Raw genomic sequence first — 23381 nt, forward strand, 5'->3', positions numbered from 1 at the left:
AACGGACGGTCGCGTCGGTGGCACGCGAGTTCGGGACTCGCCGGGCTGGTCGCCGAGGCCGACCCCCCGCTCCGCGCGTTCTCCGGCGGCATGCGGCGTCGGCTCGACCTGGCGGCCTCCCTGGTCGGAGACGCGCGGATCCTGTTCCTTGACGAGCCCACCACCAGCCTGGACCCGCACACCCGCAACCCCTGTGGGAGGCGGCCGCCCCTGCTCGCCGATCTCGACACGGTCACCGCGATCTTGACCGGGCTTACCGGTCACGCTCCTGTCCAGGACCTGGGCGCGGGCCTGGTCACCGTGCCCGCCGCCGACCCGATGCTGGTGTCCGCGCCGGTCCACAGACTGGAGCCGGCCGGCATCCCCGCCGACGAGCTGGGCCTGCGCCTGCCCAGTCTGGACGAGGTCTTCCTGGCGCTCACTCGGCCAGACGCCGGCACGAGGAAGGTCGCCGCATGACCACCTTGACCGCCATGACCGCCGAAGGAGCGTCGCTGCGCCTCGGGCCGGGCCGAGGCACGCGGCATGGGATCGTCCTGGCCGGGCGGCGCGTCACGAAGATCGTCAAGACCCCGGTGCAGCTCGTCGACGTCGTCCGCTGCCTGGTCTCGCTCGGCACGCTGCTGGCCCTGCACAACCGCGTGTTCGCCCAGACCGGGCGAGATGTGTGAGTGCATGCTCGACGACAGCCTGTTCGTCGCGCTGATCCGGACCCTCGCCGGGCTTCCCGCCGGCCTGGCACGCGTGGCGTGATCCTTTCCGTCGGCAGGCCAATGGCGAACGGCGTGGCGCGGTCAGAGCCGGCAGCTGCTCTTCGCACATGCGGCGCTGCAGCCGCTGGCAGGCTTGCTTGACGTCAGCGTCAAGGTTGCATAGTTGTCGCACGATCTTCACGAATGCGGAACTCGCCTACCTGACCGGGGAGCCCCTCGGCCGCCTGCCCACTGCCTCTGTGGCCGGCCAGTCCCGAACACTGGCTCGGGCACGATCCTCATCGGCGGGCACGCGTTGGGGGCGTCCAAGAAGTTTAGGAATGTCCAGCAGGGGAGCGCTGTGTCGTTCGTCGGCATCTCAATGCCCCCTCCCCCCGTTCTTGGTGCCGTCTCTTGCCCGGCGCCCCGGGGGCGGAAGTGTTCACGATGCGGTTGAGCCCGCATTGACAGATGAAAGGCTGAAATGTCGGTAACGATCCCAGGCTTCGATGAGCACCTCATCAGGGTGGACGTCCTTGACCTTCATGTCGCTTCCGGAGGAGAGGGACCTCCACTGCTGTTGCTTCACGGCTTCCCGCAGACACATTTGACCTGGCGGGCCGTCGCTCCAGCGCTGGCAGACCGCTTCCGCGTCATATGCCCCGACCTGCCCGGCTACGGAGCCAGCGCCAAGCCAGAAGGCGCCCACGAGCACTATGCCAAGCGTGTGACCGCGGCGACCGTGGTGGCGCTGATGCGGCAGCTCGGCCACGAGCGTTTCAGCCTGGTCGGCCATGATCGTGGAGCGCTGGTCGCATTCCGGGCAGCGTTGGATCACCCCGACGCCGTCGCTCACCTCGGCGTGATCGACGTCATTCCCACCGTGGACATGTGGGAGTCGCTGGCAGGTGTGGGTGGGGTCTTCGGCTTCCATCTGTATTTCCTCGCGCAGCTCAACGACCTGCCCGAGCGGATGATCGGCGCCGACCCCGACGCGTTCTTCGGCCACTTCCTCGATTCCTGGGCCGCGGCCGGCACGTTCGACGCCGAGGTCCGTGAGGCATACCTGGCCGCGACGCGTGATCCGGAAACGATCCACGCCATCTGTCAGGACTACCGTGCCAGCGCCTTCGTCGACGCTGCCCACGACGGCGAGGATCGGCGGGTCGGTCGGCGTATCAAGGCCCCCACCTTGGCGATCTGGCAGGACCCGGGCGACATGGTGCTGCCATTCGACCCCTCGGCGATTTGGCACCGCTGGGCGCCGGACGTCCGCACCTTGATGCTGCCGGGTGGGCACTTCCTGCCGGAGACTCAACCCGACGCTGTCACCGAGGCGATCAGCGCCCTGCTCAGGCGGACGTGAAGCGCACGGGATGGTGCCCCCGGTCATCGACAAAAGGGACGTCCCTGCTGGATCCCCGCAGGCGCGCTGACCAGAGCCGCAGGACGTTTGCGACGCATAGACAAGAACGCCATGCAGGTGCCGCGTCAGTTCTGGCCCAGCGGGAGATCCGGCCGCGGTGGCCTCGCTGTCATGCACCTTCGGGTTGTTCGGCGCCGTTGGCCGGCACTCGCTTGACCGTCTCGTAGGTCAATCGACCGCCGGTTTCCAGGACCTCAAGCCCAGTGCCGCCACGTGGATCACCAGCGGCCCGCCTCGCCCGGTCGGCTGTCCCGCAGAGCCAAGGCGGCTGATCGGGTGTCCGGCGTCAGGCGAAAAAGCGCGTCAGGTGCGCAGTGACGATCTCGGGCTGTTCTTCGGGGATGTAGTGGCCGCTGCCGGGCACGAGCACCACCTCGACCTCGGTGCCCTTGTCCGGCAGCACCGCCTGGAGGAGCAGGTGGCCGTTCTCCCCGCCGCCCAGGCCCAGGATCGGGGCGGTGACCTTGCCGTAGGTCTTCTCGTCGGCGATGTCCTGCGCGAAGGCCCGGTACCAGGAGTTTCCCGCCCGGATGGCGTCCGGGGTCGAGTAGGCGTGGGCGTAGATGTCGCGGTCGCGGTCGCTGATGGAGGCGGGATCTTCGATCAGGTAGTCGCACATCCAGTCGATGAGCTCGCGGGACCGGCCGGCGAGCAGGCGTTCCGGCAGGCCGGGTACCTGGTTGAAGGCGAACCACCACAGGAAGCGGCCCGGCCCGGCGTGGATGTCGCCGTCCACCTGATGGCGGCCGGGACGGGGAAGCAGGGAGTGGTTGAAGAAGCGCTCGTCGGGGTGCGCGATGTCCAGCAGGGCGATGCGGCGGGTGCGGGCGGGGTGGTTGGCGGCCAAGGCGTAGGCGACCATGCCGCCGATGTCGTGGCCGGCGATGTCGGCCCGCTCGTGGCCCAGGTGGCGGACGAGCGCGGCGATGTCGGCGGCCATCGTCTTCTTGTCGTACCCGGAGGCGGGCTTGGCCGAGCCGCCCATGCCGCGCAGGTCGACGGCGATCACCTGGTGCTGTCGGGCGAGCGGCGGCATGATCTTGTGGAACTCCCACCAGGTCTGCGGCCATCCGCCCAGCAGGATCAGGGGCCTGCCGCGCCCGCCCGTCACATAGTGCAGGCGGGTCCCGTTGACGTCGGCGTGCCTGCTGACGAACCCACCCTCGAGCGAGCTCGCCAGCTCGGCGTCGGACGGTACTTCACTCATGATGGTGTCTTCCTACGGATGTCGTGCCGGATAATGCAGTGGTTGACGGCCAGGCGCGGTGTCGCCGCATGAGAGCCGGCCGTGGGGCAGCGGCAGATCGCCGTATGCTCCGCGTACGGCCACCGCCGCCGGGCCACTCCCGCGAGCCCTTTCCCAGACGCAGTTGTCCGCGAGCGTGATCAGCCATGCGTCATCGGTGTCGGTGGCGGACAACGCCAGCTGCACACCGCCGCCATCCAGCCGGCTCACGGGTTCAACGATCTTCGGAAATACAGCTGATTCTCGAGGAGATCCTCGATCCTGTCGGCGGCGACGCCCGGGGCGATGTGTGGAAAGCCTCCCGGCGCGAGCTCGGCGTCAGCGAGGTGGCTTCGGCCGCGTCGCAGTACTGCTCATGTGTCAGATGAGTCACGAGTGCCCTTTCTCGATCACCGGCCAAGCGGTCTGCCGCTGGTTCGAACTTCCACGGCAGCCAGCGAGGCTATTCCTTGACATTGGCGTCAAGGTCAAGCGGTGCCATGCGCTCGCGCCATCTGGGGTCAGCGGGACTCGGCCCATACGAATGCACTCGGTTGTCGCGACCGCGGGAGGGCGCTGAGCCGGCGGGTCGAGACGGCGGCGAGCAGGGCGGGCCAGGCGTAGGCGTCCGAGTTCGGTCAGCGGGCTTACTGTGGGGCATGAAGGGGCCTCCGGGGCTCGGCGTAGATGTCGCGTCCACACCGAACCCGTAGGCCCTTTCCTATGCAACGATCTTGGCGATCGTGTGGCCTCGCGTTCTCAACCTCTGGGGTCAGTACATCTAGACGAGTAAGTCCTAAGTCGTTCGGAGTGCAGGCACGACGAAGGGTGTCGAGGATCGATGTGTGACGAACGACCTCAACACCCTTCTGACCGCACTGTACGTGAAGATCGACGACTGGCTGGGCGAATCACCCCGGCCAGGACGACCACCCCGACTGACCGACGCCGAACTGCTGACCTTGGCAGTCGCCCAGGTCCTGCTCGGCGTGCACTCCCAGACCCGCTGGCTGCGCTACGTCCCCGCACACCTGCCCGGCGCCTTTCCGTACCTGCCCGGCCAGTCCGGCTACAACAAGCGCCTGCACAAGGCCCTCCCCCTGCTCAAAAGAGCGATCCGAGCCCTGGCCCGTGACACCGACCTGTGGGACGACCCGCTCTGGGTGACCGACTCCACCCCGGTCGAGTGTGGCCGTTCCCGCCCCACAGCCCGCCGTTCCGAACTGGCGGGGTGGGCCGGCTACGGCTACTGCCGCTCCCACTCACGCTGGTTCTGGGGCCTGCGCCTGCACCTGATCTGCACCCCGGCCGGACTGCCCATCACCTGGGCCCTGGCCGGCCCCCAACATCGACGAACGCCAGGTGCTCATGGCCGTCATCGAACAGGACCCGGATCTCGTGACCGAACGCCCCGGCCTGCTCATCATCGCCGACAAGGGATACATCTCCGCCGAGCTGGACGCCTTCCTGGCCGAACGGGGGGTGCGGCTGTTACGCCCGTCCTACCGCAACCGCACACCCCGCCCCGGCGAGGAACTCCTCAAGCCCATCCGCCAGCTCATCGAGTCCGTCAACGACACCCTCAAGGGCCAACTCGACCTGGAGCTTCACGGCGCCAGAACCGCCATCGGCGTCGGCGCCCGCATCGCCCAGCGCATCCTGGCCCTGACCGCCGCCATCTGGCACAACCGCGCCACCGGCCAGCCCGTCACCCGATCCCTGATCGCCTACGACCACTGACTCGACTTAGGACTTACTCGTCTAGAGCGTCAGTCCGGGCTCGTGGCGTCAGGCCGGGCCGCCCGCGTCACGGGGCGGCGGCCTGGCTGGTCCATGTCTGCAGGATCGGCCTCCCGGCTTGCGGGCGGCTTGGATCTGGACGCAGCACCTGATCAACCGCCTGTGCTGCCAAGCCTGGAATATGGCTGCCAACACAAGGAAGGAGGTCACGTGACCACACGACGCGCCCAGACCAGCCACGACAGCTGCGAGCTGATCCTCGCCGTCGCAGCGGAGCTGTTCGCCGAGAAGGGCTACCGCCAGACCACCTTCGGCGACGTGGCCATGCGCTCCGGGATCAGCGGGGGCTCCATCCCGTGGCATTTCGGCAGCAAGGAGGGGCTGCTCCTGGCCGTGCTCGAACGTTCGATGGAGACGTTCCGCACTGGCCTTGTTCGCGGTGCCGACAGGTGCCAGGCCGCGGTGTGTTTCTGGCGTAGTCCGGCCGCACCTGTTTTGCCCTTCGTCCCGCAACTGCGAGCCGGGCACAGGGAACCCGACAGCAAGCCCAAAGATCCAGACACAACGTCACCGTCCCGTTCCGGCCGAAATCTGGACATGTTTGCATACGGTCACAAACGGCCCACGAAAGGAGGAAGCCTGCATGTCGAAAGCTTTCCTTACAACTGTGGCGGCAGCCGCGACCATGGCGGCTGGGCTCGTCGCCTTCACCGCGTCACCGGCGCAGGCCGACGCCAGCGATTGCGTGTCCTACCTGGAGGGCAAAGGATACGGCCCGACCGCACGGACAAGGGCGTCATGCGCGGTCGCCGCCAGCGGCGAGATAGGAGGCTGGCTCCAGTGCCGCGACTCCCTCAACAGAGCGGGAATCCCACGAGATGTGGCCTCCAGAGCCTGCGATCTCGGCGGGATGTGACTGGCCCCGTTCATCGCCAGCGGCACGTCTGTCGCGGACCCAACTGCTTAGCGGGAATGCTCAGCTGGATATGATCACGCCCCCGGTTCGTCCGGGACGTCACCCGTGCAGGAGGGTTCGCACCTCCGCCAGGAGGTCCACCTGCCGCCGCCAGTCGCCGCCCGAGATCCCGACGACCGCGTGGGTCGCCCCGGCCTCGCGGTAGTCGTTCAGCCGTCCGGCGGCCTCCTCGGGGTGGCCGGTGAGGGGGATCGGCAGCACGTCCTCAAGCGGACGGCCGTAGCCGGCTCCAGCACCGCAGACCGGGCCCGGCGCCGTCGGCAGCTCCGGTTCACAGTGCTGGTAGGGCTGCTGATAGTCGCGACCATCAGTGCGGGGATCGCGGTGCGCTCCGCCCAAGAGGCCGACCAGGAACGCACCTTGGCACTGGCCCGCAGCGCTCAGGCTGCCTCCCGGGGGGCAGCCGCCTACAGCCAAGCTCTACCCGGCAATCCGGCGACTTCGGCACGACTGGCCGCCGCGGCATGGGCCATCGCCGAAACCAACGTTCGTGGGCAGGCAGTCCGATCTGGGCCGCGTCACGGCCGCCCTGCGCGATCCCGCGGCCGGCGCGCTGGCGATCACCGGCCCGCCGGGCGTCGGCAAGAGCCGGCTGGTGTACGAGGCGCTCGCCACGCTCGACCCGTCCCGGTTCGTCGTGCACTCCGTGCCGGCCACCTCGGGCAACTCCGACGTGCCGCTCGGCCCGCTCGGCGTGCTCGTGCCCGACGGCGTCGTGGGCGTGGCCAGCCGCGGCGTGCTGGTGCGGGCCATGGTCGCGGCGCTGACGGCCGGGTCGCGGCGCGCGGTGGTCGTCGTGGACGACGCCCACCTGCTCGACGACGAGTCGGCGGCCGTGCTGCGCCACCTGGCGCGGACGCGGGCCGCGTTCGTGCTGGTGGTGCTGCGCGCCGGTGAGCCGTTCTCGGAGTGGCTGGCCGCGCTGTGGACCGAAGGGCTGGCCGAGCGGATCGAGCCGGCCGCGCTGTCGCCGTCGGAGGTCGGCCAGGTGCTGCACGAGGTGCTCGGCGGCCAGGCGGGCCCCTGGCTGGTCGCCCCCCGGCTGACCGAGCTGGTGGCCAGGCGGCTCGGCGCGCTCGCCGACCAGGAACGCTGGGCGCTCGAACTGCTCGCCCTGGCCGAGCCGGTCTCCGTCGGCGTGGTGACCCGGGCCGTCCCCGAAGACCTGCTCACCCGCCTGGAGGCGCGCGGCCTGCTGTGGATCCAGCGCGACGGCCGCCGCTCCCTGCTCCGCCTGGCCCACCCCCTGTACGGCGAGGCGCTCCGCGACGGCTGCCCGGAGCTGCGCACCCGCCGGGCCAAACGCGTGCTGGCCGAGGCCATCGCCGCCACGGGAGCCCGCCGCCGCTCCGACGCGCTGCGCATCGTCCGCTGGAGCCTCGACGCCGGCGTCCAGCCGCCTCCAGGCATGCTGCTGACCGCCACCCGGCGCGCCTGGACGCTGCTCGACCTGCCGCTGGCCGAACAGCTCGCGCGTGCCGCCACCGAGTCGGCCCTGCGCGACGGCGACGTCGAGCAGGGCGTCGGCGCGGCGCAGGTCCTGTGGCGGGTGCTCATCTCGGGCGAGCGCACCGGCGAGCTCATGGCCATGCTCGACGTCATGGACGCCGTCGTCACCGCCGGCCACCACCACGACAAGATCGCGTTCGGCCGCGCCGAGACGCTGTTCTGGGGGCTCGGCGACCCCGCCGCCCACCGCGCGCTCCCCGCCCGCGGCGCGGCCCTGACCTCGGAGCACACCGAGGAGCTGGCGGCCCTGAGCTCGGTGTTCGCCGCGTTCTCCGGCGACCTGCGCCCGGCGCTGTCCGAGCTGCCGCCGCTGTTCCGGGCGGGGATGCGCAACAAGGAGGCCGAGGTCAAGGCCCGCCTGGCACACGAGCTGGCCGGCGCCTACGGCGGCCGCACGCCGGCCACGCCGCACGACGCGCGCGATCCCGTGCTGGCCGAGGCGGTGGAGAACATGCCGTGGCTGCCGCCGACCACCGCGCTGGTCCAGGTGCAGGGCGCGCTGCTGGCCTGCCGTACGGACCTGGCCGCGCGGCTGGCCGGACGCGAGCACGAGGCCGCCCTCGCCCACGGCTGGGAGTACGCGCTCATGGTGGCGGCGATCGCGATGGCCCAGGTCGCCCGCTTCACCGGCGACGTGGCAGAGGCCCGGCGCAGGCTGCGCGAGGCCGTCGTCCTCCACCGGCCCGACACCGTCACCGGCCGCCTGCTCCACCGTCTGCTCTACGGCGAGGTGGCCCACGCCGAGGCGCTGGCAGGCCGACGCCGCGCGGGACGCGCTGCGCACCGCCGACCGCCTGGAGTGGCCGCCCGCGACGATGTTCGGGCTGTGGGCCGACCTGGCCCGGCCGTGGGTGGCCGCCGCCCGGGGCGACACCCGCGCCGCGGCCGGCCTGGCCCGCGCGACCGCCGTCCGGGCGGAGGCCATGGGCGCCGCGGCGGCGCACGCCCTCGCCCTGACCGACGCCGTACGACTCGGCGCGGACGTACCGACGCCCGCCCCCGCCACGGACGGCGGCGAGTCCCCCTACCTGCGATACGCCGCGGCGATCACCACCGGCGACCCGGCCGCGCTGGAGGCGGCGGCCGGCGACTTCGCCCGCCTCGGCCTGCACCCCCTGGCCGCCGAGGCGTTCGGCCGCGCCGCGCGCCGTCACCAGGAGCCTGACCCACCGGCAGATCGCCGAACGGCTGGGCATCTCCAAACGCACCGTCGACAACCACGTCGCCCGCGCCTACGCCAAGCTCGGCGTCACCAGCCGCGACGAACTGCGCGACGTCCTGCGCCCCTGACGGTCACGCCCGGACCGCCCGCCCCGGTCGTCAGGCCCGGTCGTCAGGCCCGGTCGTCAGGCCCGGCCATCAGAGGCGGCCGTCAGGCCCGGTCGGCGGCGCGGGCGGGTGGCGCGGTCGTCTCGCGGGTCCACGACGACGGCGCCGCCCCCTGCAACGGCGTGAAGTACCACAGGAAGGAGAGCGTGGGCGCGACGACGCCGGCGATCAGGTCGGCCCCCGACCCGCCGCTCCCGCCGAACCCCGCGCCGCTGACGCGGGCGTGCAGGTCGATCCAGGCCCGGTAGTCGTGGCGGGCGGCGCAGGCGAAGTCGCCGCTGACCGCCGCCGACCCGCCCGGCGCCGGGTTGCTGAACAGCAGCTTGTTCTCCCCCACGTTGAACCCCGAGTCCCGGGCGATGACGAACTCCGGCCCGGTGACGACGGTGCCCGCCGTGAGGTCCTCCAGGCTGATGGCGAGGGTCACCGACAGCTCGGAGGAGTTCCACGACCTCTCGACGTGGAAGCGGGAGTCGGGGTCCAGCCGGAACGTCGCCCCGACCTGGGCCACCGAGGGCCCGTCGATGCGCCCGTTCTCGTTGCGCGGGACGCCGATCAACGCACCCAGCGAGGTGATCTGGTCCGCGGTGGAAGGCGCGCCGCGGTTGGTCGCCATCCGCAGCGCCAGGTGACCGGTGGTCAGGTCGTGCACGGCGGGGGCGAGTGTGGGGGCGCCCAGGACCGCGCCACCGGCCTCCCACGTCCAGCCGACCCTTGCGAAAAACGTCATGGTCCGTCCTCCTTTGTCGGCTGTGGTCAGCGGGGTGGTCCGGCCGGGATGCGCAGGGCCGTCTGGCCGGCCAGGCTCTGCCTGGTCAGCTCGGCGCTGCGCTGGAGGCTGTCGCCGTTGGCGCGGAGCTGCTCGGCGCGCAACCGCCAGTCCCGGTCCCGCGCCTCGGAGCCGGCGGCCCCCTGACCCTGTCCCGGCGCTGTCTGCCCTTCTCCGGCCGGCGTCGCCGCCGCGGCCCGCCCGGACGGCAGGACCATCGCCGCCGTCGTGACCACCGCGGCCGCCCCGGTCAGCCGCAGCAGCCCTCTCCTGCCGACGGACGGCTCCCGGCCGCCGTTCTGCTCGTCGTGCATCGCCCACCTCCATGCCGTGGTCTTCCTGCACCACGATGGTGGCCGCGCCGCGGGCCCCCTGTCGTGAGCACGCACGTGCTCAGCCGCGCGCCCCCGTACTCACCGGCGGCGGACCGGCCGGGACGACCTCCCGGCCGGCGGCGGCCTCAGCCCAGCCGGTCGGCGAGGAAACGCAGGGCGCTGTCGATCTCGAAGTCCGGCACGTCGGCGTGCTTGCCGGGGTTGGCGTGCAGGGTCTTCTCGGCCGAGGCCAGGGCGTCGAACAGGGCCAGGGCCTCGGCCCGCGGCACCCGTTCGTCGTCCCACTGCAGCAGGAACCGCACCGGGACGGTGATCCCGGCGGCGGCCTGGGCCGAGTCCGGCGAGGTGCCGCTCAGCCCCAGCACCGCCGCGCCGATCCGCGGCTCGGCGGCCACCAGCGGGATCCCCAGGGCACAGCCCAGCGACACACCCCAGTAACCCACGGGCCCCTGGTCGCCGAGCGCGTCCAGGACCGACCGCCACTCCGGCACGGTCTGGGCGGCCAGCAGCGTGTGCAGCTCGGCCAGCAGCGGGGTGGGGTCGCCCGCGCCGGCCATCCGCTCCCGCATCGCGGCGATGATCCGCTCGTGTTCGGCGCTTCCGGGCCGGTCGCCGTGGGCCGGCGCGTCGATGGCCGCCGCCGCGAAGCCGCGTTCGGCCGCCAGCCGGTGCGCGCGTCCCACGACGCCCGGGGCCTGCTTGTGCTGCCCGCCGCCGTGCCCGATCAGGACCAGGCCGCGGGGCTCGGCGTCCTGCGGGGTCCACAGGACGCCGGGGATCTCGCCGAGGGTGAAGGATCGTTCGATGACGCCGCCGGCCGACGTCCGGGAGATGAAACGCATGCGCGTCTTGCGCCTTTCGGGATGCCTTGTGCGGGCGCTCCCTAGGCGATGCGCGTGAGGGAGCCCCGACCTGTCACAACGTTGATCGGTCTCACCTCCTCAGTTCGATGCGTTGCAGAAACGTACCACACCATCAGATTTCGGCTGCGGTGAAGGAGATCCACACGTCCGGCGTGACGTCCGGGCGGTTCGGGACGGGAAGGCGCTCCTCCGTCCACGCGTCACCGGCGAACTCCGTGGCTACGCGCCGCCAGAACGCCACGCCCGCCGTGTTGGCGTCCTGGAAGGCGATCCGCCACGGCCCGGGATGCCGGGAGATCACCTCCCGGACGACCCGCAGCCCGATCCCGGACCGGCGTGCCCCGCGTACGACGAAGAAGCTGTTCAGCACCCGGACCGGGGAGGACACCGCACGGACGAACGCGAACCCGGCCGGCCGGTCACCGCTGGTGAACAGGTAGGCCGCCCAGTCGTCGTCCTCGAGAGCGGTACGCAGGCGGTCGCCGTGGTAGCTGCCGTCGGGGTCGGGCAGCCCGCCCTGGAAGTCCGCCATGTCGTGGCGGAACATGAGCCAGAGGCGTTCGACGGTGGGATGGTCCGCGGCCTCGACGGGCCGCACGCTTGCCTGAGAGATGGTCATACAAGCACTCTCGGCCGGATGCAACATCCGGCCGAAAGGTAGAAACTAGCACAAGACGATCACTGCTTGGGTTCGCGGGCGTCAGCCGTGCAGCAGGTCGAGGATGTGCGGCCAGGCGTCGGCTCCGAGCCTGGCGTCGGCGACCGGGTCGCCCCCGTAGAGGAAGTCCGGCGACTCGGGGGCGGGCCCCTCCCCCGGCAGGCGCGGACGATGACCGGCCTCGGCCCGGCTGACCACCCGGACCGTGCGGCCGGCGGCACGACGGCGGGCGGCCAGCCGCCCGGCGAACGGCACCGACGGCCACATGGCGTCGTCCCCGCCCGCCACCAGCAGCACGTCGGCCGCCGCCGCCTCGATGGGGATCTCCGCGGCCGGCAACAGGCCGGCGAACGTGCGCTCGCTGAGCTCGTACAGTTCGCGCAGTGCCAGCGGGCCGTGCTCGGGCTCGGCCTCGGCCCAGTCGTCGTCGTACGGGACGAACGGCAGCGGCCGCCCCTTCCACGTCCAGGACGACCGGTAGGGACGTTTCTCCCCGTCCGGCCCCGGCCCGACGTTGCCCCACACGACCGAGGTCGGCGACAGCGCCACCACCCCGCCGATCCGCCGATCCCGGACGGCGGTCAGCAGCGCGGCCTCGGCCCCCTTCGACATGCCCAGCACGCAGACCCGCCGGACGCCGGTGGACTCCAGCAGGTCGACGGCCGACACGAACGTCTCCAGCGGGATCTCGCAGATGCCGGGCGGCTGCCCAGGACCGCCGAACCACCGGATCGACAGCGCGGTCACCCCCTCCGCTGCCAGCAGGCGGGCCCTGTCCCGTTCGATCCGCCCGCTCGACCCCGCCAGCACGAGCACCCCCGTACGGACGGCCGGGCCCGGTGTGACCAGGACGCCTTCCCACGGGGAGGTCAGTTCGCGCTCGTCCATCACCGTCACCCCTCGGCACTCGGCGGAACGGCATTCTACTGAGACGGTGCGCCCATCGAAATGGTGCATCATGGCGGCAACACCCCATGAGAAGCGGAGAACACCATGTCCTTCCAGGCCTACCTGGACAACATCGAAGGCAAGACCGGGCTGACCCCCCGTGAGTTCATCGCCCTGGCCGAGGAGCGCGGCTTCGACGCCCCGTCCACCAAGGCCGGGACGATCATCGACTGGCTCAAGCAGGACTACGACCTCGGACGCGGCCACGCCATGGCCCTCGTCCACGTGATCAAGAAGGGTGCGCAGATCGACGCCAAGCACGTCGGCACCACCGGTTCCCACCGCGACGAGTCCGACGTCCTCTGGCTGGACGGCAAGGACAACCGCCCCGAGCCCGCCTGACCCGGGCCGGCGGGGGTTCGCCCCCGCCGGGCGGCTTTACATTGTAGATCTTTAAGGGTCAGAAGTCGGCGTCGAAGCTGACCGAGCCGGTCACCCCCACCTGGTACGCCGACACCCGCCGCTCGAAGAAGTTCGACAACTCCTGCACGTCCTGCAGCTCCATGAACGCGAACGGGTTCTTCGACCCGTACAGCGGCTCGATGCCGAGCTGGGCCAGCCGCCGGTCGGCCACGTGCTCCAGGTACGAGCGCATGTCCGTGGTCGACATGCCCGGCACGCCCTGCCCGAGCAGGTCCTCGGCGAACTGCGCCTCGCAGTCGACCGCCTCGGCCAGCATCTCCCTGACCTGGCGGGCCATCTCCTCGTCGAAGAGGTCCGGCTCCTCCTGCCGGACGACGTCCACCACGTCGAAGGCGAAGGCCATGTGCATGGACTCGTCGCGGAAGACCCAGTTGGTGCCCGAGGCCAGCCCGTTCAGCAGGCCGCGCGAGCGCAGGAAGTAGACGTAGGCGAACGCGCCGTAGAAGAACAGGCCCTCGATGCAGGCGGCGAAGCAGATGAGGTTGAGCAGGAACGCCCGCCGGTCGTCGCGGGTCTCCAGCCGCTGGAGGCTGCCGATGGAGTCGATCCAGCGGAAGCAGAACTCGGCCTTGCGCCGGATGGAGGGGATGTTCTCCACCGCCGCGAACGCCGCGAACCGCTCCTCCTCGTCCGGCACGTACGTGTCCAGCAGGTTCAGGTAGAACTGGACGTGCACCGCCTCCTCGAACAGCTGCCTGCTCAGGTACAGGCGCGCCTCGGGGGCGTTGACGTGCTGGTAGAGGTTGAGCACCAGGTTGTTGGCCACGATCGTGTCGCCGGTGGCGAAGAAGGCGACCAGGCGGCTGACCAGGTGGCGCTCGGCCGCCGACAGCCTGGACAGGTCCTTCAGGTCGGAGTGCAGGTCCACCTCCTCGACCGTCCAGGTGTTCTTGATCGCGTCACGGTAGCGGTCGAAGAACAGGGGGTAGCGCATGGGCCGCAGGGTCAGGCTCATGCCCGGGTCGAGCAACATCGGGTTCTCCTCGGGGGTCACTGGCAGGCTTCGCACGACTCGGGGTTCTCCAGGGAGCAGACCAGGGCTTCCTCGGACTTGTTCACCAGGGGCACGGTGGCCTGCTGGATGCGGGTGGCCGGTCGCGAGCGCAGGTAGTAGGTGGTCTTCAGGCCGGACTTCCAGGCGTACAGGTACATCGAGGAGAGCTTGTCGATCGTCGGCGCGCTCATGAACAGGTTGAGCGACTGACTCTGGTCGATGAACGGCGAGCGCGCGGCGGCCATGTCGATCAGGGCGCGCTGCGGCAGCTCCCAGGCGGTGCGGAACAGCCGGCGCACGTCCTCCGGCAGCTCGGCGATGCCCTGCACCGAGCCCTCGGCCTGCTTGATGGCCGCCCGGACGCGCTCGTCCCACAGGCCGCGCGACTTGAGCTCGGCCACCAGCGCGTTGTTGATCTGCAGGAACTCCCCGCTCAGGGTCTCGCGCTTGAACAGGTTGGACACCTGCGGCTCGATGCACTCGTAGCAGCCGACGATCGAGGCGATGGTGGCGGTCGGCGCGATCGCGATCAGCAGCGAGTTGCGCAGGCCGTGGGCGGCGATGCGCTCGCGGACCGCGTCCCAGCGCTCGGCCTGGGTGCCGCTCTCGCCCCACAGGTCGTGCTGGAGCCGGCCGCGCGCCGCCCACGTCTGGTCGTAGGCGGGGTGGGCGCCGAAGCGCTCGGCCAGGCCGGCGGAGGTCTCCAGCGCCGACAGGTAGATCTCCTCGGCGATCCGGGTGGACAGCTCCTTGGCCTCGGCCGAGTCGAACGGCAGGCGCAGGGCGAAGAAGACGTCCTGCAGCCCCATCACGCCGAGGCCGACCGGGCGCCAGCGCGGGTTGCTGGCCGCGGCCTGCTCGCTCGGGTAGTAGTTGATGTCGATCACCCGGTCGAGGAAGGTGACCGCGGTGCGGACGGTGGCGCGCAGCCGCTCCCAGTCGATGCCGCCGTCGGGCCCGGCGCCCGTCAGATGGGCGGCGAGGTTGACCGAGCCCAGGTTGCAGACCGCGGTCTCGGCGTCGCTGGACACCTCGACGATCTCGGTGCACAGGTTGGACAGGTGCACCACGTTGCCGGGCTCGGCCGCCTGGTTGCACAGCCGGTTGGCGGCGTCCTTGAAGGTCATCCAGCCGTTGCCGGTCTGGGCGAGGGTGCGCATCATCTTGGCGTACAGGTCGCGGGCCTTGACCTGCCGGACGTACCGGCCGTCGCGCTCGGCGGCGCGGTAGGCCTCCTCGAACGCCTCGCCCCACAGGTCGGGCAGCTCCGGGACCTCGTCGGGGTCGAACAGCGACCAGGTGCCGTCGGCCTCGACGCGGCGCATGAACTCGTCGGGGATCCAGTTGGCCAGGTTGAGGTTGTGGGTGCGGCGGGCGTCCTCGCCGGTGTTGTCGCGCAGCTCCAGGAACTCCTCGACGTCCGGATGCCAGGGCTCCAGGTAGACGCAGGCGGCGCCCTTGCGCCGGCCGCCCTGGTTGACGGCGGCCACCGACGCGTCGAGCGTGCGCAGCCACGGGACGATGCCGTTGGAGTGCCCGTTCGTGCCGCGGATCAGCGCGCCCCGGGAGCGCACCCGCGACCAGGAGATGCCGATCCCGCCGGCGAACTTCGACAGCTGCGCCACCTGGGCGTAACGGTCGTAGATGGAGCCGATCTCGTCACGGGGCGAGTCGACCAGGTAGCAGGAGGACATCTGGGTGTGCCGGGTGCCGGAGTTGAACAGCGTCGGCGAGCTGGGCAGATAGGCCAGCGACGACATGAGCCGGTAGAAGCCGACGGCCTCGGCGGGCGTCTCGGCCAGCCCGCAGGCCACGCGCAGCAGCCAGTACTGCGGCGTCTCCACCACCAGCCGGGTGGACGGGTGGCGCAGCAGGTAACGGTCATAGACCGTGCGCAGCCCGAAGTACTCGAACCGCAGGTCGGCGGTGACGTCGACGGCGTCGTCGAGCTTGCGGGCGTTGGCGTTGACGAACTCGGCGGTCTCGTCGCCGACGAGCCCCTCGGCGTGGCCCAGCCGGATCGCCTGGCTGAAGGAGGCCACGCCCTGCCCGCGGACCTCCTTGTCGATGTAGCCCGACAGCAGCCGCGCGGCCAAGCGCGAGTACTGCGGCTCCTCGCCGATCATCTCGGCGGCCGTCTGGATGGACAGCCGGTCCAGCTCGGCGGTGGTGGCCCCGTCGTAGAGGCCGCTGATCGTCTTGGTGGCCACCCGCATCGGGTCGATGTCCGTCAGATCGGTCGCCCAGTGCTCCACCGCACGTACGATCTTGTTGACGTCGACCGGCTCCGCGGTGCCGTTGCGCTTGCGCACCTGCATCTGGACGCGCCGCGGCGCGGACCTGTCGGCGTCCGCCCGCGCCGTCCCGGCCAGGTCCGTCATCGGGTCCCCTGTGACCGTCACTGCGCTCTCCCCTCGTGAACTCGGTCAGTCGCCGAGAACGCGCGCAGGAGGCGGACGGCGAGGCGCCACAGCCCTCTCGCCAGTGCCGTCCACCGTCCCGCGCGGCCTCGGAGCAGCCGCGCACGCATGATCGCGCGCGGCGCGCCGGCAGGTCTTCGGACTCATGGGCATGCTGTCGCTGCCTACTGGCCGTCGCTTCCCGGGCCTTCGGCCCAGTGCGTCTGACGGCGGTCGTTCCCACTCACCGCTGCGGGGCAGTCCCGGATTTCCACCGGGTTCCCTCTTGCCTCGGCCGCCCTGGCGGGGCGACCGAACCGGCTGCGGGAGACACCATATATAGGGCGGATCAAAAAGTCACACCCAACATGTCGTGTTACGAAGAACCCACACTCCGACCCCCTCGCCCGCCGCGAGGCCGGCCAGGCCGTCCTGTTCGCGGGCCCGCGGGCGGACGGATGTGATCGACGTCACAAGCCCGTGATGCCACGTTTTCGCTACCTTAGGTATCGAAACTTCAAGTAGCGAAAACCTGAGGGGACGACCATGAGCGAGACCTCCACCGGCCTGCGTCCGGTCACGCCGGACTGGGACAACGTCACCGCCGCCGAACTGGCCGCCTACGTCGAGGCGGAGAACCGGCTGCGCGCCTCCGTCGAGGCGCAGGCGATCACCGGCCGGCCGGACCCCGGCGCCACCATCGACTGGCGGACGGTGGCGCTGCCCGGCCGCGACGTCCCCGTCCGGGTCCACCGGCCGCGAGCCGTGGCCGGGCCGGGCGGCGGGGACGCGCTGCCGCTCGTGCTCCACGTGCACGGCGGCGGCTTCGTCGGCACGGCGCCGCAGAGCGACTGGGTCAACAGCCACCTCGCCGCCCACCTGCCGGCCGTCGTGATCTCGGTGGACCACCGCCTCCTCGACTGGCGCACGCCGCTGGCCGCCGCCGCCGACGACGGCTGGGACGTGCTCCGGCACGTGCTGGACAACGCCGCGCAGTGGGGAGTCGACCCGGCGCGGGCCGTCCTGTTCGGCGAGAGCTGCGGCGGCCTGATCTGCGCCCTGGCGGCGATCAGGGCACGCGACGCCGGCCTGCCCCTGAAGGCCCAGGTCCTGGTCAACCCCGCCGTGGAGGTGGCCGGGACGATGTTCGACCATCCCTCGATGACCCAGTACGCCGACACCCCGACGCTCAGCGTGCCGGTGTTGCGGTTGTTCCACCGGCTCGCCGTGCCCGAGGGAACGGACGCCCGCGCGCTCTCCCCGCTGCACGCCGACGACCTGGGCGGGCTGGCCCCGGCGCTCGTGGCGGTGCCGACCCACGACCCGATCGCCGACCACGGCCGCCGCTACGCCGAGGCGCTGCGGGCCGCCGGCACCCCCGCCCGCCTGGCCGAGTACCCGGGGGCCGGGCACGCCTTCCTCAGCATGCCGGTCCTGGCCCCCCAGGCCGAGGACGCGCGGGCGGACATCCGCCGCTTCCTCCACGACGCCCTCACCGCGTAACCCCGCGACCGGAGCGGGCCGGCGGGACGGGCCGGCCCCTCGCGTGCCGCCGGGTTCTGCTTCATGATTCGGGGTGTCACCCCGTGGCCCCTCGTGATGGGACGGTCAGTGAAGCGCATCCTCGCCTGGATCGGCGTCAACGTCGACATCCTCGTCGCCCTGTCGGTGGCGGTCGTCGTGAGCGTCCTGGACGTCGCGGGCATCGCCACCGCGGAGGCCGTCAGCAACGCCACCGTGGCCACGCTGGCGGTGCTCGCGTTCGTCATGCTGCGCAGCCGGACGCGGGCGCAGTCGGCGGAGAACGCCGTGGAGCGGGCCGTGCTCGCCGCCGATCGCAAGCTCGACCTGCTGCCGTCCCTGCTCCAGGAGCAGTCGGCGGTCCGGCTGGTGCGGGGCGAGGAGTTCAACCGAGTGCTGGCGGAGGCCCGCGGGGACACCGACCGGTGGATCTTCAAGGGCTCGACCGGCGCGTACGTGCGGGCGGTGACGCTGCCGGAATGCCTGGCCAAGGCCCGTCAGGGACGCCGGGCGCTGCTGGTCCGGCTGGAGATCCTGGACCCGGACGACCTCGCGCTGTGCGAGCGGTTCGTCCGCCTGCACCGGAGCCTGGCGCTGGACGACGACAGCCCGGAGCTGACCTGGACCGGCGACGGCACCCGCAGGGAGCTTTACGCGACCGTGCTGTCCGCCTGCTGGCATCACCAGCGTTACGAGCTCCTGGACATCGAGATCGGGTTCTCCTCGATCGCCTCGACGTTCCGCTACGAGCTGTCCTCCCGCCACATGTTCATCACACAGCGGGGGCCCGGCTTCCCCGCCACCGTCATCACCGGGAACGCGCTCGCCCTCGACTGCTGGGCCACCGAGCTGCACGCCAGCCTCCGCCAGGCGCGCCCGCTGAACCTCAGGGACGCCGAGGACGTGACGTTGTCGTTCTCGCCCACGGTCGAGGAGGTGCGGGCGCTGTTCGAACGCCTCGGCCTCGCCCTGCCCGGCGCCTACGGCGACGACGACGTCGAGGAGATCGTCGGGATGGCCTTCAGGAACGTCGACCCGTACGACAAGGCGGCGGCCTGGGGGTGAGCCGCCGCCGGTGCGGTCAGCGCCCGGCCTCCCGGTCGACGATGCCGTGCGCCAGCCGGGCCAGGGCGGCGGTGATCTGCTCGGGGGTGAGCCCGCGCCTGCGCTGCTCGGCGTAGACCTCGGGGCCCAGCGGGGCGAGCAGGATGTCGGCCAGCGCCTCGGCCTCGGGGACGCCCGCCTGCGCCAGCAGCACCCGCACGTGCGCCCGCCAGAACCCGTAGGCGCCGGTGGCGTACCGCAGCGCGCCCTGCTCGGCGCCCAGGACGAGTGAGATGTGCTCGTCCAGCAGGTCGACCATCGCGGCGTAGAAGGCGGCGAGCCGGTCGGCGGGGGGCGCGCCGGGGCCGAGCGGCGGGTCGCCGCGCAGCAGGCGTTCCTGCAGCACGCGCTCGTGCTCGTCCAGCAGGGCCTGCGCGATCGAGACGGTGTCGGGATAGCGGCGGTAGAGCGTGCCGCGCCCGACGCCCGCGGCCTTGGCGATGTCGTCCATCGTCACGCCGCGCGGGTCGCGCGTGGCGAACAGCTCGGCCGCCGCGGCGAGCACCTTGGCACGGTTGCGGGCGGCGTCGGCGCGCTCGCGCGGGCGGCCCGCCTCCGCCACGGGACGTCCGGTCAGCAACTCGGTACGGGACTCCATGGCGGCGACTCTAACCCACCACGACATAAGTGGACAACGTGCCCGCTTAGTTGCTACGGTCACCTCGACCACAAACCGGACGTGATGTCCACTTATTTCGAGGAGCCCCTCCATGGCCGTTCTGCTGCACCTGGACGCCAGCGCCCGACGCCGTTCGATCAGCCGCGAGCTCGGCGACACCTTCGCCGAGGCGTGGCGGTCCGCCCACCCCGAGGGCACCTACGTCCACCGCGACCTGGCCGCCGAGCCGGTGCCGCACATCGGGGAGGCGTGGACCGAGCTGTGCGACTACGTCATGGCCAACCAGATCACCGACATCTCCCGCTACCACGAGGCCGCCCGCACCCCGGAGCAGGCGGCCGCGTGGGCGATCGTCGAGCCGCTGCTGTCGCAGCTGGTGGCCGCGGACGTGGTGCTGATCGCCACCCCGATGTACAACTACTCGATCCCGTCGGCACTCAAGGCCTGGCTCGACCAGGTGACCTTCCCCAAGATGTCGCTCGCCGGGCGGCGTTTCGTGGTCACCACCGCGCGCGGCGGGGCCTACTCCCCCGGCGCCCCCAAGGCCAGGTTCGACTACCAGGAGCGCTACCTGCGTGACTTCTTCGCCGGCCACTTCGCCGTCGAGGACACCACCGTCGTCGCCGCCGAGCTGGCCAACTCCCGCGTCGACCCCGGCCTCTTCCACCTGCGCGCCCAGCACGACGAGCTGTACGCCGCCGCGCTGCGCAACGCCCACGACCTGGGGAAGGAGTTCTGACGATGAACTGGCTCATCCTCGGGCTGGCCGGGCTGGTGGAGATCGCCTGGGCGCAGAGCATCAAGCCCACCCAGGGTTTCACCAAGCCGCTGCCCACCCTGCTCTGCTTCGTCCTCATGGTGGCCGCGGTCTGGCTGCTGTCGTACTCGATGAAGACCCTCCCGGTCGGCACCGCGTACGCGGTCTTCACCGGCATCGGGGCGGTCGGCGCGATCGCCCTGGGCGTCGTCGTGCACAAGGACCCGATGTCGATCGGCCGGATGGCGGCGCTGGCGCTGATCGTGGGCGGCATCGTGCTGGCCCGCGTCACCAGCCCGGAGTGACCCCTCCCGGTCAGGACGGGCGGCCGGGCTCAGCTCGGGCCGAACCAGCGGGCGAGCGCGGCCCGGAGGCCGTCGGGATCGGCGCCCGCCCAGGCGACGTAGCCGTCCGGCCGGACGAGCAGTGCCGGGGCGGGGGCGTCGGCGGCGGTCGCGGGCACGTGCCGCACCCGGTCGAGCCAGGGCGCGGCGGCGGCGGCCAGGGCGTCGCCGCCGGTCAGGTCCAGGAGCAGGGGGCGGGCGTCGCGCATGAGCTCGGCCAGGCGCCATGGCCGCCCGTCGCCGGTGGTCAGCGCCAGGGACGGCGCGAACCAGCCGGTGGGCCCGGCGGGCCGCTCCTCCCCCATGTCGTGGCGGACGTCGCCGCCCGCCATCAGCTCGGCGATCACGCGCAGGTTCTCCGTACGGCCCAGGAGCTCGGCGAACAGCCGTCGTAGCGCGGTGACCTCGGCGCCGGGGGCCAGCAGGGCGGTCGCGGCCAGCGTCTGGGTGACCACGCGTCCGGCGCACGCGCGGCGCTCGGTCTCGTAGCTGTCCAGGAGCCCTTCCGGGGCCCGTCCGCGCAGCGTGGCGGCGAGTTTCCAGGCCAGGTTGGCGGCGTCATGAAGCGCCAGGTTCAGGGTGGGCCCGTGGCTCACCTGGGCGGCGTCGCCGGCGATGAAGACCCGTCCGGCGCGGTAGCGGTCGGCGAGCCGGGTGTTGCGCCCGCACAGCCGGCGCAACATGACCGGCGCCCCCTCGGGCGGCGGGCTCAGCGGCACGCGCACGCCGAGGACGCGTTCGACGCTCTTCTCCATCTCGGCCAGCGTCATCGGCGCGCCCGGCCCGGGGAAGCCGCCCGCCGGGTGGTCCTCCCACTCGGCCGTGTTGATCAGCGGCCGCCGCGGGTCGTGGGCCAGAAGCGTGAAGACGCCGCGATCGGTGCGGTGGAAGTGGGCGGGGATCTCGCCGAGCCCCTCGATCAGGACGCGCCCGCCGGGCAGGATCCGGAAGTGCTCGCTCGGGCCGATGAGGGCCGAGCGGTCCACGACGTGGTCGTCGCTGACGCCGGGGAAGCCGATGCCCGCCGCCTTCCTGACCGTGCTGTGGCCGCCGTCGCAGCCGACCAGGTAGCGGGCGGTCAGGGTGGTCTCGGCGCCGCCGGGGCCGCGGGTCACGACCTCGACCCGGTCGTCGTCCTGGCCGAAGGAGATCACCTCCTGGCCGCGCCGCACCTCCGCGCCGAGTTCGGCCGCGCGCGCGGCGAGCACCCGTTCGAGGTCGCGCTGGTCGCAGGGCAGGAGGTACATCGGGTTCGCCGCGCCGAGCGTGTGCAGCGGCAGCGGCAGCCCGCCGAAGAAGTGGCCCGGCGCGGGCGCCGGGACGCCCCGGCCGCCGCAGCGTTCGAACAGGCCGCGGTGGTCAAGGAGCCGGACGACCTGCCCGGCCAGGCCGTGGGCCTTGTCCGACAGGTCGGGCTCCGGACGTCGTTCCAGCACCAGCGGCCGGACGCCGGCGAGGCGCAGCTCGCAGGCGAGGAAGAGGCCGGCGGGCCCGGCGCCGACGACGATGACGTCGAACATCATGGACGGTCCTTTGGGTACATGGCTGTATCTAATTCCGGTCACCGTAGGGCGCCGCGATAAGATACGCAAGTGAATCTCAAGCACCGTGCCCCCGGCGGCGCGTCCCGCCGTCGCGGCCCCGCGCTGGAGGACGCCATCCTCGACGCCGCCTGGCACGTGCTGGTCGAGCACGGCTACCACGGCTTCACCTTCGAGGCCGTCGCCGCCCGCGCCGGCACCAGCCGCCCGGTGCTCTACCGGCGCTGGCCCCGGCGCGACGACCTGCTGCTGGCCACCCTCGCCAAGTTCTGGCGGCTGATCGACGTGCCCGACACCGGCAGCCTGCGCGACGACGCCGTCGGGTTCCTGCGCAACGCCGGCGACGACCGCGCGGGCATGCTGACGCTGATGAGCGTGCAGCTCGCCGACTACTTCCGGGAGACCGGCACCAGCCTCACCGAGCTGCGCGACACCCTGCTGCCGCCCGGCCAGGCGACCGCGTTCGAGACGATCGTGGGCCGCGCGGTCGGGCGCGGCGAGCTGCCCGACGTGCCGCGTTCGTCCAGGGTGGTGAACCTGCCGCTCGACCTGCTCCGGCACGACATGCTCGTCACGATGAGCCGGGTGCCGGAGGAGTCGATCGCCGAGATCGTGGACGAGGTGTGGCTGCCCCTGCTGGGCGCGCCCACCGGCTGACCGGCGGCTACCAGGGGACGGTCTCCCCGTGGCGGCCCAGGAACCGCAGGCCGGGCACGCCCGCCTGCGCCTCCAGGACGTCCACCACGGCCGGGACGCTCTCCTCCGGCACGAGCGGCGCGCCGGGCCCGCCCAGCCGGGTGCGGTTGTGGCCCGGGTCGAGGAGCAGCTTGGTGTGGCCGTCGTCCCCGTGGCGGGTGGCGTAGCTGCGCATGAGCTGGTTGAGCGCGGCCTTGCCGGCCTTGTAGAGCTCGTAGCCGGGCTCGTCGTTGCGCGAGACGCTGCCCTGCTCGGACGACATGACCGCGACCGTCCCGCCGGGCACCACGAGCCCGCGCAGCGACTCCAGGACGCGCATCGGGCTCAGCGCGTTGGTGATCATCACTTCGGTGAACATGCGGGTCGGGACCTCGCCGATCGGCAGGTCGCCGCGGTCGATCGCCGCGTTGACGAACAGCAGGCCGAACCGGCGGCCGGTCAGGCGCTCGCGCAGGGCGGCCAGCTGCCCGGGGTCGGTCATGCGCCGATGACGAGGGCCTGCCGGTCGGCCGT

24 protein-coding genes, 1 pseudogene and 1 riboswitch are annotated in these 23381 nt (G+C 71.8%); of the genes and pseudogenes, 13 read left to right on the forward strand and 12 right to left on the reverse strand.

Translation table 11 applies throughout. The features are described from left to right. The first annotated feature begins 45 nt into the window (after positions 1-45). The 3 genes from ABZ459_RS50335 (at position 46) to ABZ459_RS50345 (ending at position 2058) form a co-directional block, all read left to right on the forward strand. Positions 46-459 (forward strand): ATP-binding cassette domain-containing protein, encoded by a 414-nt coding sequence (locus ABZ459_RS50335; protein WP_357988001.1) that lies wholly within the window; start codon positions 46-48, stop codon positions 457-459. Further along, positions 456-671, forward strand: coding sequence for a hypothetical protein (locus tag ABZ459_RS50340; RefSeq protein ID WP_357987892.1), 216 nt, complete (start codon positions 456-458; stop codon positions 669-671). The genes ABZ459_RS50335 and ABZ459_RS50340 overlap by 4 nt, the downstream gene beginning before the upstream one ends. 505 nt (positions 672-1176) lie before the next feature. Continuing rightward, positions 1177-2058, forward strand: a complete 882-nt coding sequence (locus ABZ459_RS50345; protein WP_357987895.1) for an alpha/beta hydrolase — start codon at positions 1177-1179, stop codon at positions 2056-2058. Positions 2059-2404: 346 nt separating this feature from the next. Here the strand turns inward: ABZ459_RS50345 and ABZ459_RS50350 are convergent, their stop codons facing one another. Further along, a complete protein-coding gene (locus ABZ459_RS50350; protein WP_357987898.1) occupies positions 2405-3325 on the reverse strand; it encodes an alpha/beta hydrolase in 921 nt (306 codons plus the stop codon). A gap of 863 nt (positions 3326-4188) precedes the next feature. Here ABZ459_RS50350 and ABZ459_RS50355 point away from each other — a divergent pair. After that, positions 4189-5083, forward strand: a pseudogene (locus tag ABZ459_RS50355) (IS982 family transposase). 93 nt (positions 5084-5176) lie between these two features. After that, complete coding sequence (locus ABZ459_RS50360) at positions 5177-6073, forward strand: helix-turn-helix domain-containing protein (RefSeq protein WP_357987901.1); 897 nt, start codon at positions 5177-5179, stop codon at positions 6071-6073. Between the two features lie 25 nt (positions 6074-6098). On the opposite strand, the gene ABZ459_RS50365 is transcribed toward ABZ459_RS50360, so the two are convergent. After that, a complete protein-coding gene (locus ABZ459_RS50365; RefSeq protein WP_357987904.1) occupies positions 6099-6260 on the reverse strand; it encodes a hypothetical protein in 162 nt (53 codons plus the stop codon). A 289-nt stretch (positions 6261-6549) separates the two neighbouring features. On the opposite strand from ABZ459_RS50365, the gene ABZ459_RS50370 reads away from it, so the two are divergent. Both ABZ459_RS50370 and ABZ459_RS50375 read left to right on the forward strand, forming a co-directional pair. Then, a complete protein-coding gene (locus ABZ459_RS50370; RefSeq protein WP_357987907.1) occupies positions 6550-8733 on the forward strand; it encodes an ATP-binding protein in 2184 nt (727 codons plus the stop codon). A 29-nt stretch (positions 8734-8762) separates the two neighbouring features. After that, positions 8763-8858 (forward strand): LuxR C-terminal-related transcriptional regulator, encoded by a 96-nt coding sequence (locus ABZ459_RS50375; protein WP_357988004.1) that lies wholly within the window; start codon positions 8763-8765, stop codon positions 8856-8858. Between the two features lie 82 nt (positions 8859-8940). Here the strand turns inward: ABZ459_RS50375 and ABZ459_RS50380 are convergent, their stop codons facing one another. The 5 genes from ABZ459_RS50380 to ABZ459_RS50400 all read right to left on the reverse strand — a co-directional run bounded on the left by ABZ459_RS50380 (position 8941) and on the right by ABZ459_RS50400 (position 12410). Beyond that, positions 8941-9627: a hypothetical protein gene (locus ABZ459_RS50380; RefSeq protein WP_357987910.1), complete on the reverse strand. Its 687-nt coding sequence runs from the start codon at positions 9625-9627 to the stop codon at positions 8941-8943. Between the two features lie 26 nt (positions 9628-9653). Continuing rightward, positions 9654-9980, reverse strand: a complete 327-nt coding sequence (locus ABZ459_RS50385) for a hypothetical protein (RefSeq protein WP_357987913.1) — start codon at positions 9978-9980, stop codon at positions 9654-9656. 146 nt (positions 9981-10126) lie between these two features. Continuing rightward, complete coding sequence (locus tag ABZ459_RS50390; protein WP_357987916.1) at positions 10127-10843, reverse strand: alpha/beta hydrolase; 717 nt, start codon at positions 10841-10843, stop codon at positions 10127-10129. A gap of 133 nt (positions 10844-10976) precedes the next feature. Then, positions 10977-11483, reverse strand: a complete 507-nt coding sequence (locus ABZ459_RS50395; protein WP_357987919.1) for a GNAT family N-acetyltransferase — start codon at positions 11481-11483, stop codon at positions 10977-10979. A gap of 81 nt (positions 11484-11564) precedes the next feature. After that, positions 11565-12410, reverse strand: a complete 846-nt coding sequence (locus ABZ459_RS50400) for an acyl-CoA thioester hydrolase/BAAT C-terminal domain-containing protein (RefSeq protein WP_357987922.1) — start codon at positions 12408-12410, stop codon at positions 11565-11567. Positions 12411-12515: 105 nt separating this feature from the next. On the opposite strand from ABZ459_RS50400, the gene ABZ459_RS50405 reads away from it, so the two are divergent. After that, a complete protein-coding gene (locus tag ABZ459_RS50405; RefSeq protein ID WP_357987925.1) occupies positions 12516-12812 on the forward strand; it encodes a DUF4287 domain-containing protein in 297 nt (98 codons plus the stop codon). A gap of 58 nt (positions 12813-12870) precedes the next feature. Here the strand turns inward: ABZ459_RS50405 and ABZ459_RS50410 are convergent, their stop codons facing one another. Both ABZ459_RS50410 and ABZ459_RS50415 read right to left on the reverse strand, forming a co-directional pair. Further along, positions 12871-13902, reverse strand: coding sequence for a ribonucleotide-diphosphate reductase subunit beta (locus tag ABZ459_RS50410; protein WP_357987928.1), 1032 nt, complete (start codon positions 13900-13902; stop codon positions 12871-12873). After that, positions 13884-16289: a ribonucleoside-diphosphate reductase subunit alpha gene (locus tag ABZ459_RS50415; protein ID WP_357987932.1), complete on the reverse strand. Its 2406-nt coding sequence runs from the start codon at positions 16287-16289 to the stop codon at positions 13884-13886. The genes ABZ459_RS50410 and ABZ459_RS50415 overlap by 19 nt, the downstream gene beginning before the upstream one ends. A 128-nt stretch (positions 16290-16417) precedes the next feature. Beyond that, a riboswitch (cobalamin riboswitch) is annotated at positions 16418-16623 on the reverse strand. 209 nt (positions 16624-16832) lie between these two features. Between ABZ459_RS50415 and ABZ459_RS50420 the strand changes: the two genes are divergently transcribed. Beyond that, positions 16833-17789 carry an alpha/beta hydrolase gene (locus tag ABZ459_RS50420; RefSeq protein ID WP_357987935.1) on the forward strand — a complete coding sequence of 319 codons (957 nt, stop codon included), beginning with the start codon at positions 16833-16835 and terminating at the stop codon, positions 17787-17789. Positions 17790-17897: 108 nt separating this feature from the next. Beyond that, the gene (locus ABZ459_RS50425) at positions 17898-18872 is read left to right on the forward strand and encodes a hypothetical protein (RefSeq protein WP_357987938.1); all 975 of its coding nucleotides are present in this window, start codon (positions 17898-17900) and stop codon (positions 18870-18872) included. A 16-nt stretch (positions 18873-18888) separates the two neighbouring features. On the opposite strand, the gene ABZ459_RS50430 is transcribed toward ABZ459_RS50425, so the two are convergent. Next, on the reverse strand, positions 18889-19509 hold the full coding sequence (locus ABZ459_RS50430) for a helix-turn-helix domain-containing protein (RefSeq protein WP_357987941.1): 621 nt from the start codon (positions 19507-19509) through the stop codon (positions 18889-18891). Positions 19510-19621: 112 nt separating this feature from the next. Between ABZ459_RS50430 and ABZ459_RS50435 the strand changes: the two genes are divergently transcribed. Further along, positions 19622-20269 carry an NAD(P)H-dependent oxidoreductase gene (locus ABZ459_RS50435; RefSeq protein ID WP_357987944.1) on the forward strand — a complete coding sequence of 216 codons (648 nt, stop codon included), beginning with the start codon at positions 19622-19624 and terminating at the stop codon, positions 20267-20269. 2 nt (positions 20270-20271) lie between these two features. Next, a complete protein-coding gene (locus tag ABZ459_RS50440; protein ID WP_357987947.1) occupies positions 20272-20592 on the forward strand; it encodes a multidrug efflux SMR transporter in 321 nt (106 codons plus the stop codon). Positions 20593-20621: 29 nt separating this feature from the next. On the opposite strand, the gene ABZ459_RS50445 is transcribed toward ABZ459_RS50440, so the two are convergent. Further along, a complete protein-coding gene (locus tag ABZ459_RS50445; RefSeq protein ID WP_357987950.1) occupies positions 20622-22154 on the reverse strand; it encodes an FAD-dependent monooxygenase in 1533 nt (510 codons plus the stop codon). A 69-nt stretch (positions 22155-22223) separates the two neighbouring features. On the opposite strand from ABZ459_RS50445, the gene ABZ459_RS50450 reads away from it, so the two are divergent. Then, positions 22224-22829, forward strand: coding sequence for a TetR/AcrR family transcriptional regulator (locus ABZ459_RS50450; protein ID WP_357987953.1), 606 nt, complete (start codon positions 22224-22226; stop codon positions 22827-22829). Between the two features lie 7 nt (positions 22830-22836). Here ABZ459_RS50450 and ABZ459_RS50455 read toward each other — a convergent pair whose 3' ends face one another. Then, the gene (locus ABZ459_RS50455) at positions 22837-23349 is read right to left on the reverse strand and encodes an SDR family oxidoreductase (protein WP_357987956.1); all 513 of its coding nucleotides are present in this window, start codon (positions 23347-23349) and stop codon (positions 22837-22839) included. Between the last annotated feature and the right edge of the window lie 32 nt (positions 23350-23381).

This window comes from Nonomuraea sp. NPDC005692 (genome assembly GCF_040631115.1).
In the GTDB taxonomy this organism is placed as follows: Bacteria; Actinomycetota; Actinomycetes; order Streptosporangiales; family Streptosporangiaceae; genus Nonomuraea.

What these genes read in the sequence shown, in the direction of transcription:
- ABZ459_RS50360 (WP_357987901.1), top strand. Translation starts at nt 5,177, where the DNA reads ATGTCTGCAGGATCGGCCTCCCGGCTTGCGGGCGGCTTGGATCTGGAC.
- ABZ459_RS50430 (WP_357987941.1), bottom strand. Translation starts at nt 19,509, where the DNA reads ATGGAGTCCCGTACCGAGTTGCTGACCGGACGTCCCGTGGCGGAGGCG.
- ABZ459_RS50390 (WP_357987916.1), bottom strand. Translation starts at nt 10,843, where the DNA reads ATGCGTTTCATCTCCCGGACGTCGGCCGGCGGCGTCATCGAACGATCC.
- ABZ459_RS50435 (WP_357987944.1), top strand. Translation starts at nt 19,622, where the DNA reads ATGGCCGTTCTGCTGCACCTGGACGCCAGCGCCCGACGCCGTTCGATC.
- ABZ459_RS50455 (WP_357987956.1), bottom strand. Translation starts at nt 23,349, where the DNA reads ATGACCGACCCCGGGCAGCTGGCCGCCCTGCGCGAGCGCCTGACCGGC.
- ABZ459_RS50395 (WP_357987919.1), bottom strand. Translation starts at nt 11,483, where the DNA reads ATGACCATCTCTCAGGCAAGCGTGCGGCCCGTCGAGGCCGCGGACCAT.
- ABZ459_RS50405 (WP_357987925.1), top strand. Translation starts at nt 12,516, where the DNA reads ATGTCCTTCCAGGCCTACCTGGACAACATCGAAGGCAAGACCGGGCTG.
- ABZ459_RS50420 (WP_357987935.1), top strand. Translation starts at nt 16,833, where the DNA reads ATGAGCGAGACCTCCACCGGCCTGCGTCCGGTCACGCCGGACTGGGAC.
- ABZ459_RS50345 (WP_357987895.1), top strand. Translation starts at nt 1,177, where the DNA reads ATGTCGGTAACGATCCCAGGCTTCGATGAGCACCTCATCAGGGTGGAC.
- ABZ459_RS50385 (WP_357987913.1), bottom strand. Translation starts at nt 9,980, where the DNA reads ATGCACGACGAGCAGAACGGCGGCCGGGAGCCGTCCGTCGGCAGGAGA.
- ABZ459_RS50380 (WP_357987910.1), bottom strand. Translation starts at nt 9,627, where the DNA reads ATGACGTTTTTCGCAAGGGTCGGCTGGACGTGGGAGGCCGGTGGCGCG.
- ABZ459_RS50445 (WP_357987950.1), bottom strand. Translation starts at nt 22,154, where the DNA reads ATGATGTTCGACGTCATCGTCGTCGGCGCCGGGCCCGCCGGCCTCTTC.
- ABZ459_RS50440 (WP_357987947.1), top strand. Translation starts at nt 20,272, where the DNA reads ATGAACTGGCTCATCCTCGGGCTGGCCGGGCTGGTGGAGATCGCCTGG.
- ABZ459_RS50350 (WP_357987898.1), bottom strand. Translation starts at nt 3,325, where the DNA reads ATGAGTGAAGTACCGTCCGACGCCGAGCTGGCGAGCTCGCTCGAGGGT.
- ABZ459_RS50340 (WP_357987892.1), top strand. Translation starts at nt 456, where the DNA reads ATGACCACCTTGACCGCCATGACCGCCGAAGGAGCGTCGCTGCGCCTC.
- ABZ459_RS50400 (WP_357987922.1), bottom strand. Translation starts at nt 12,410, where the DNA reads ATGGACGAGCGCGAACTGACCTCCCCGTGGGAAGGCGTCCTGGTCACA.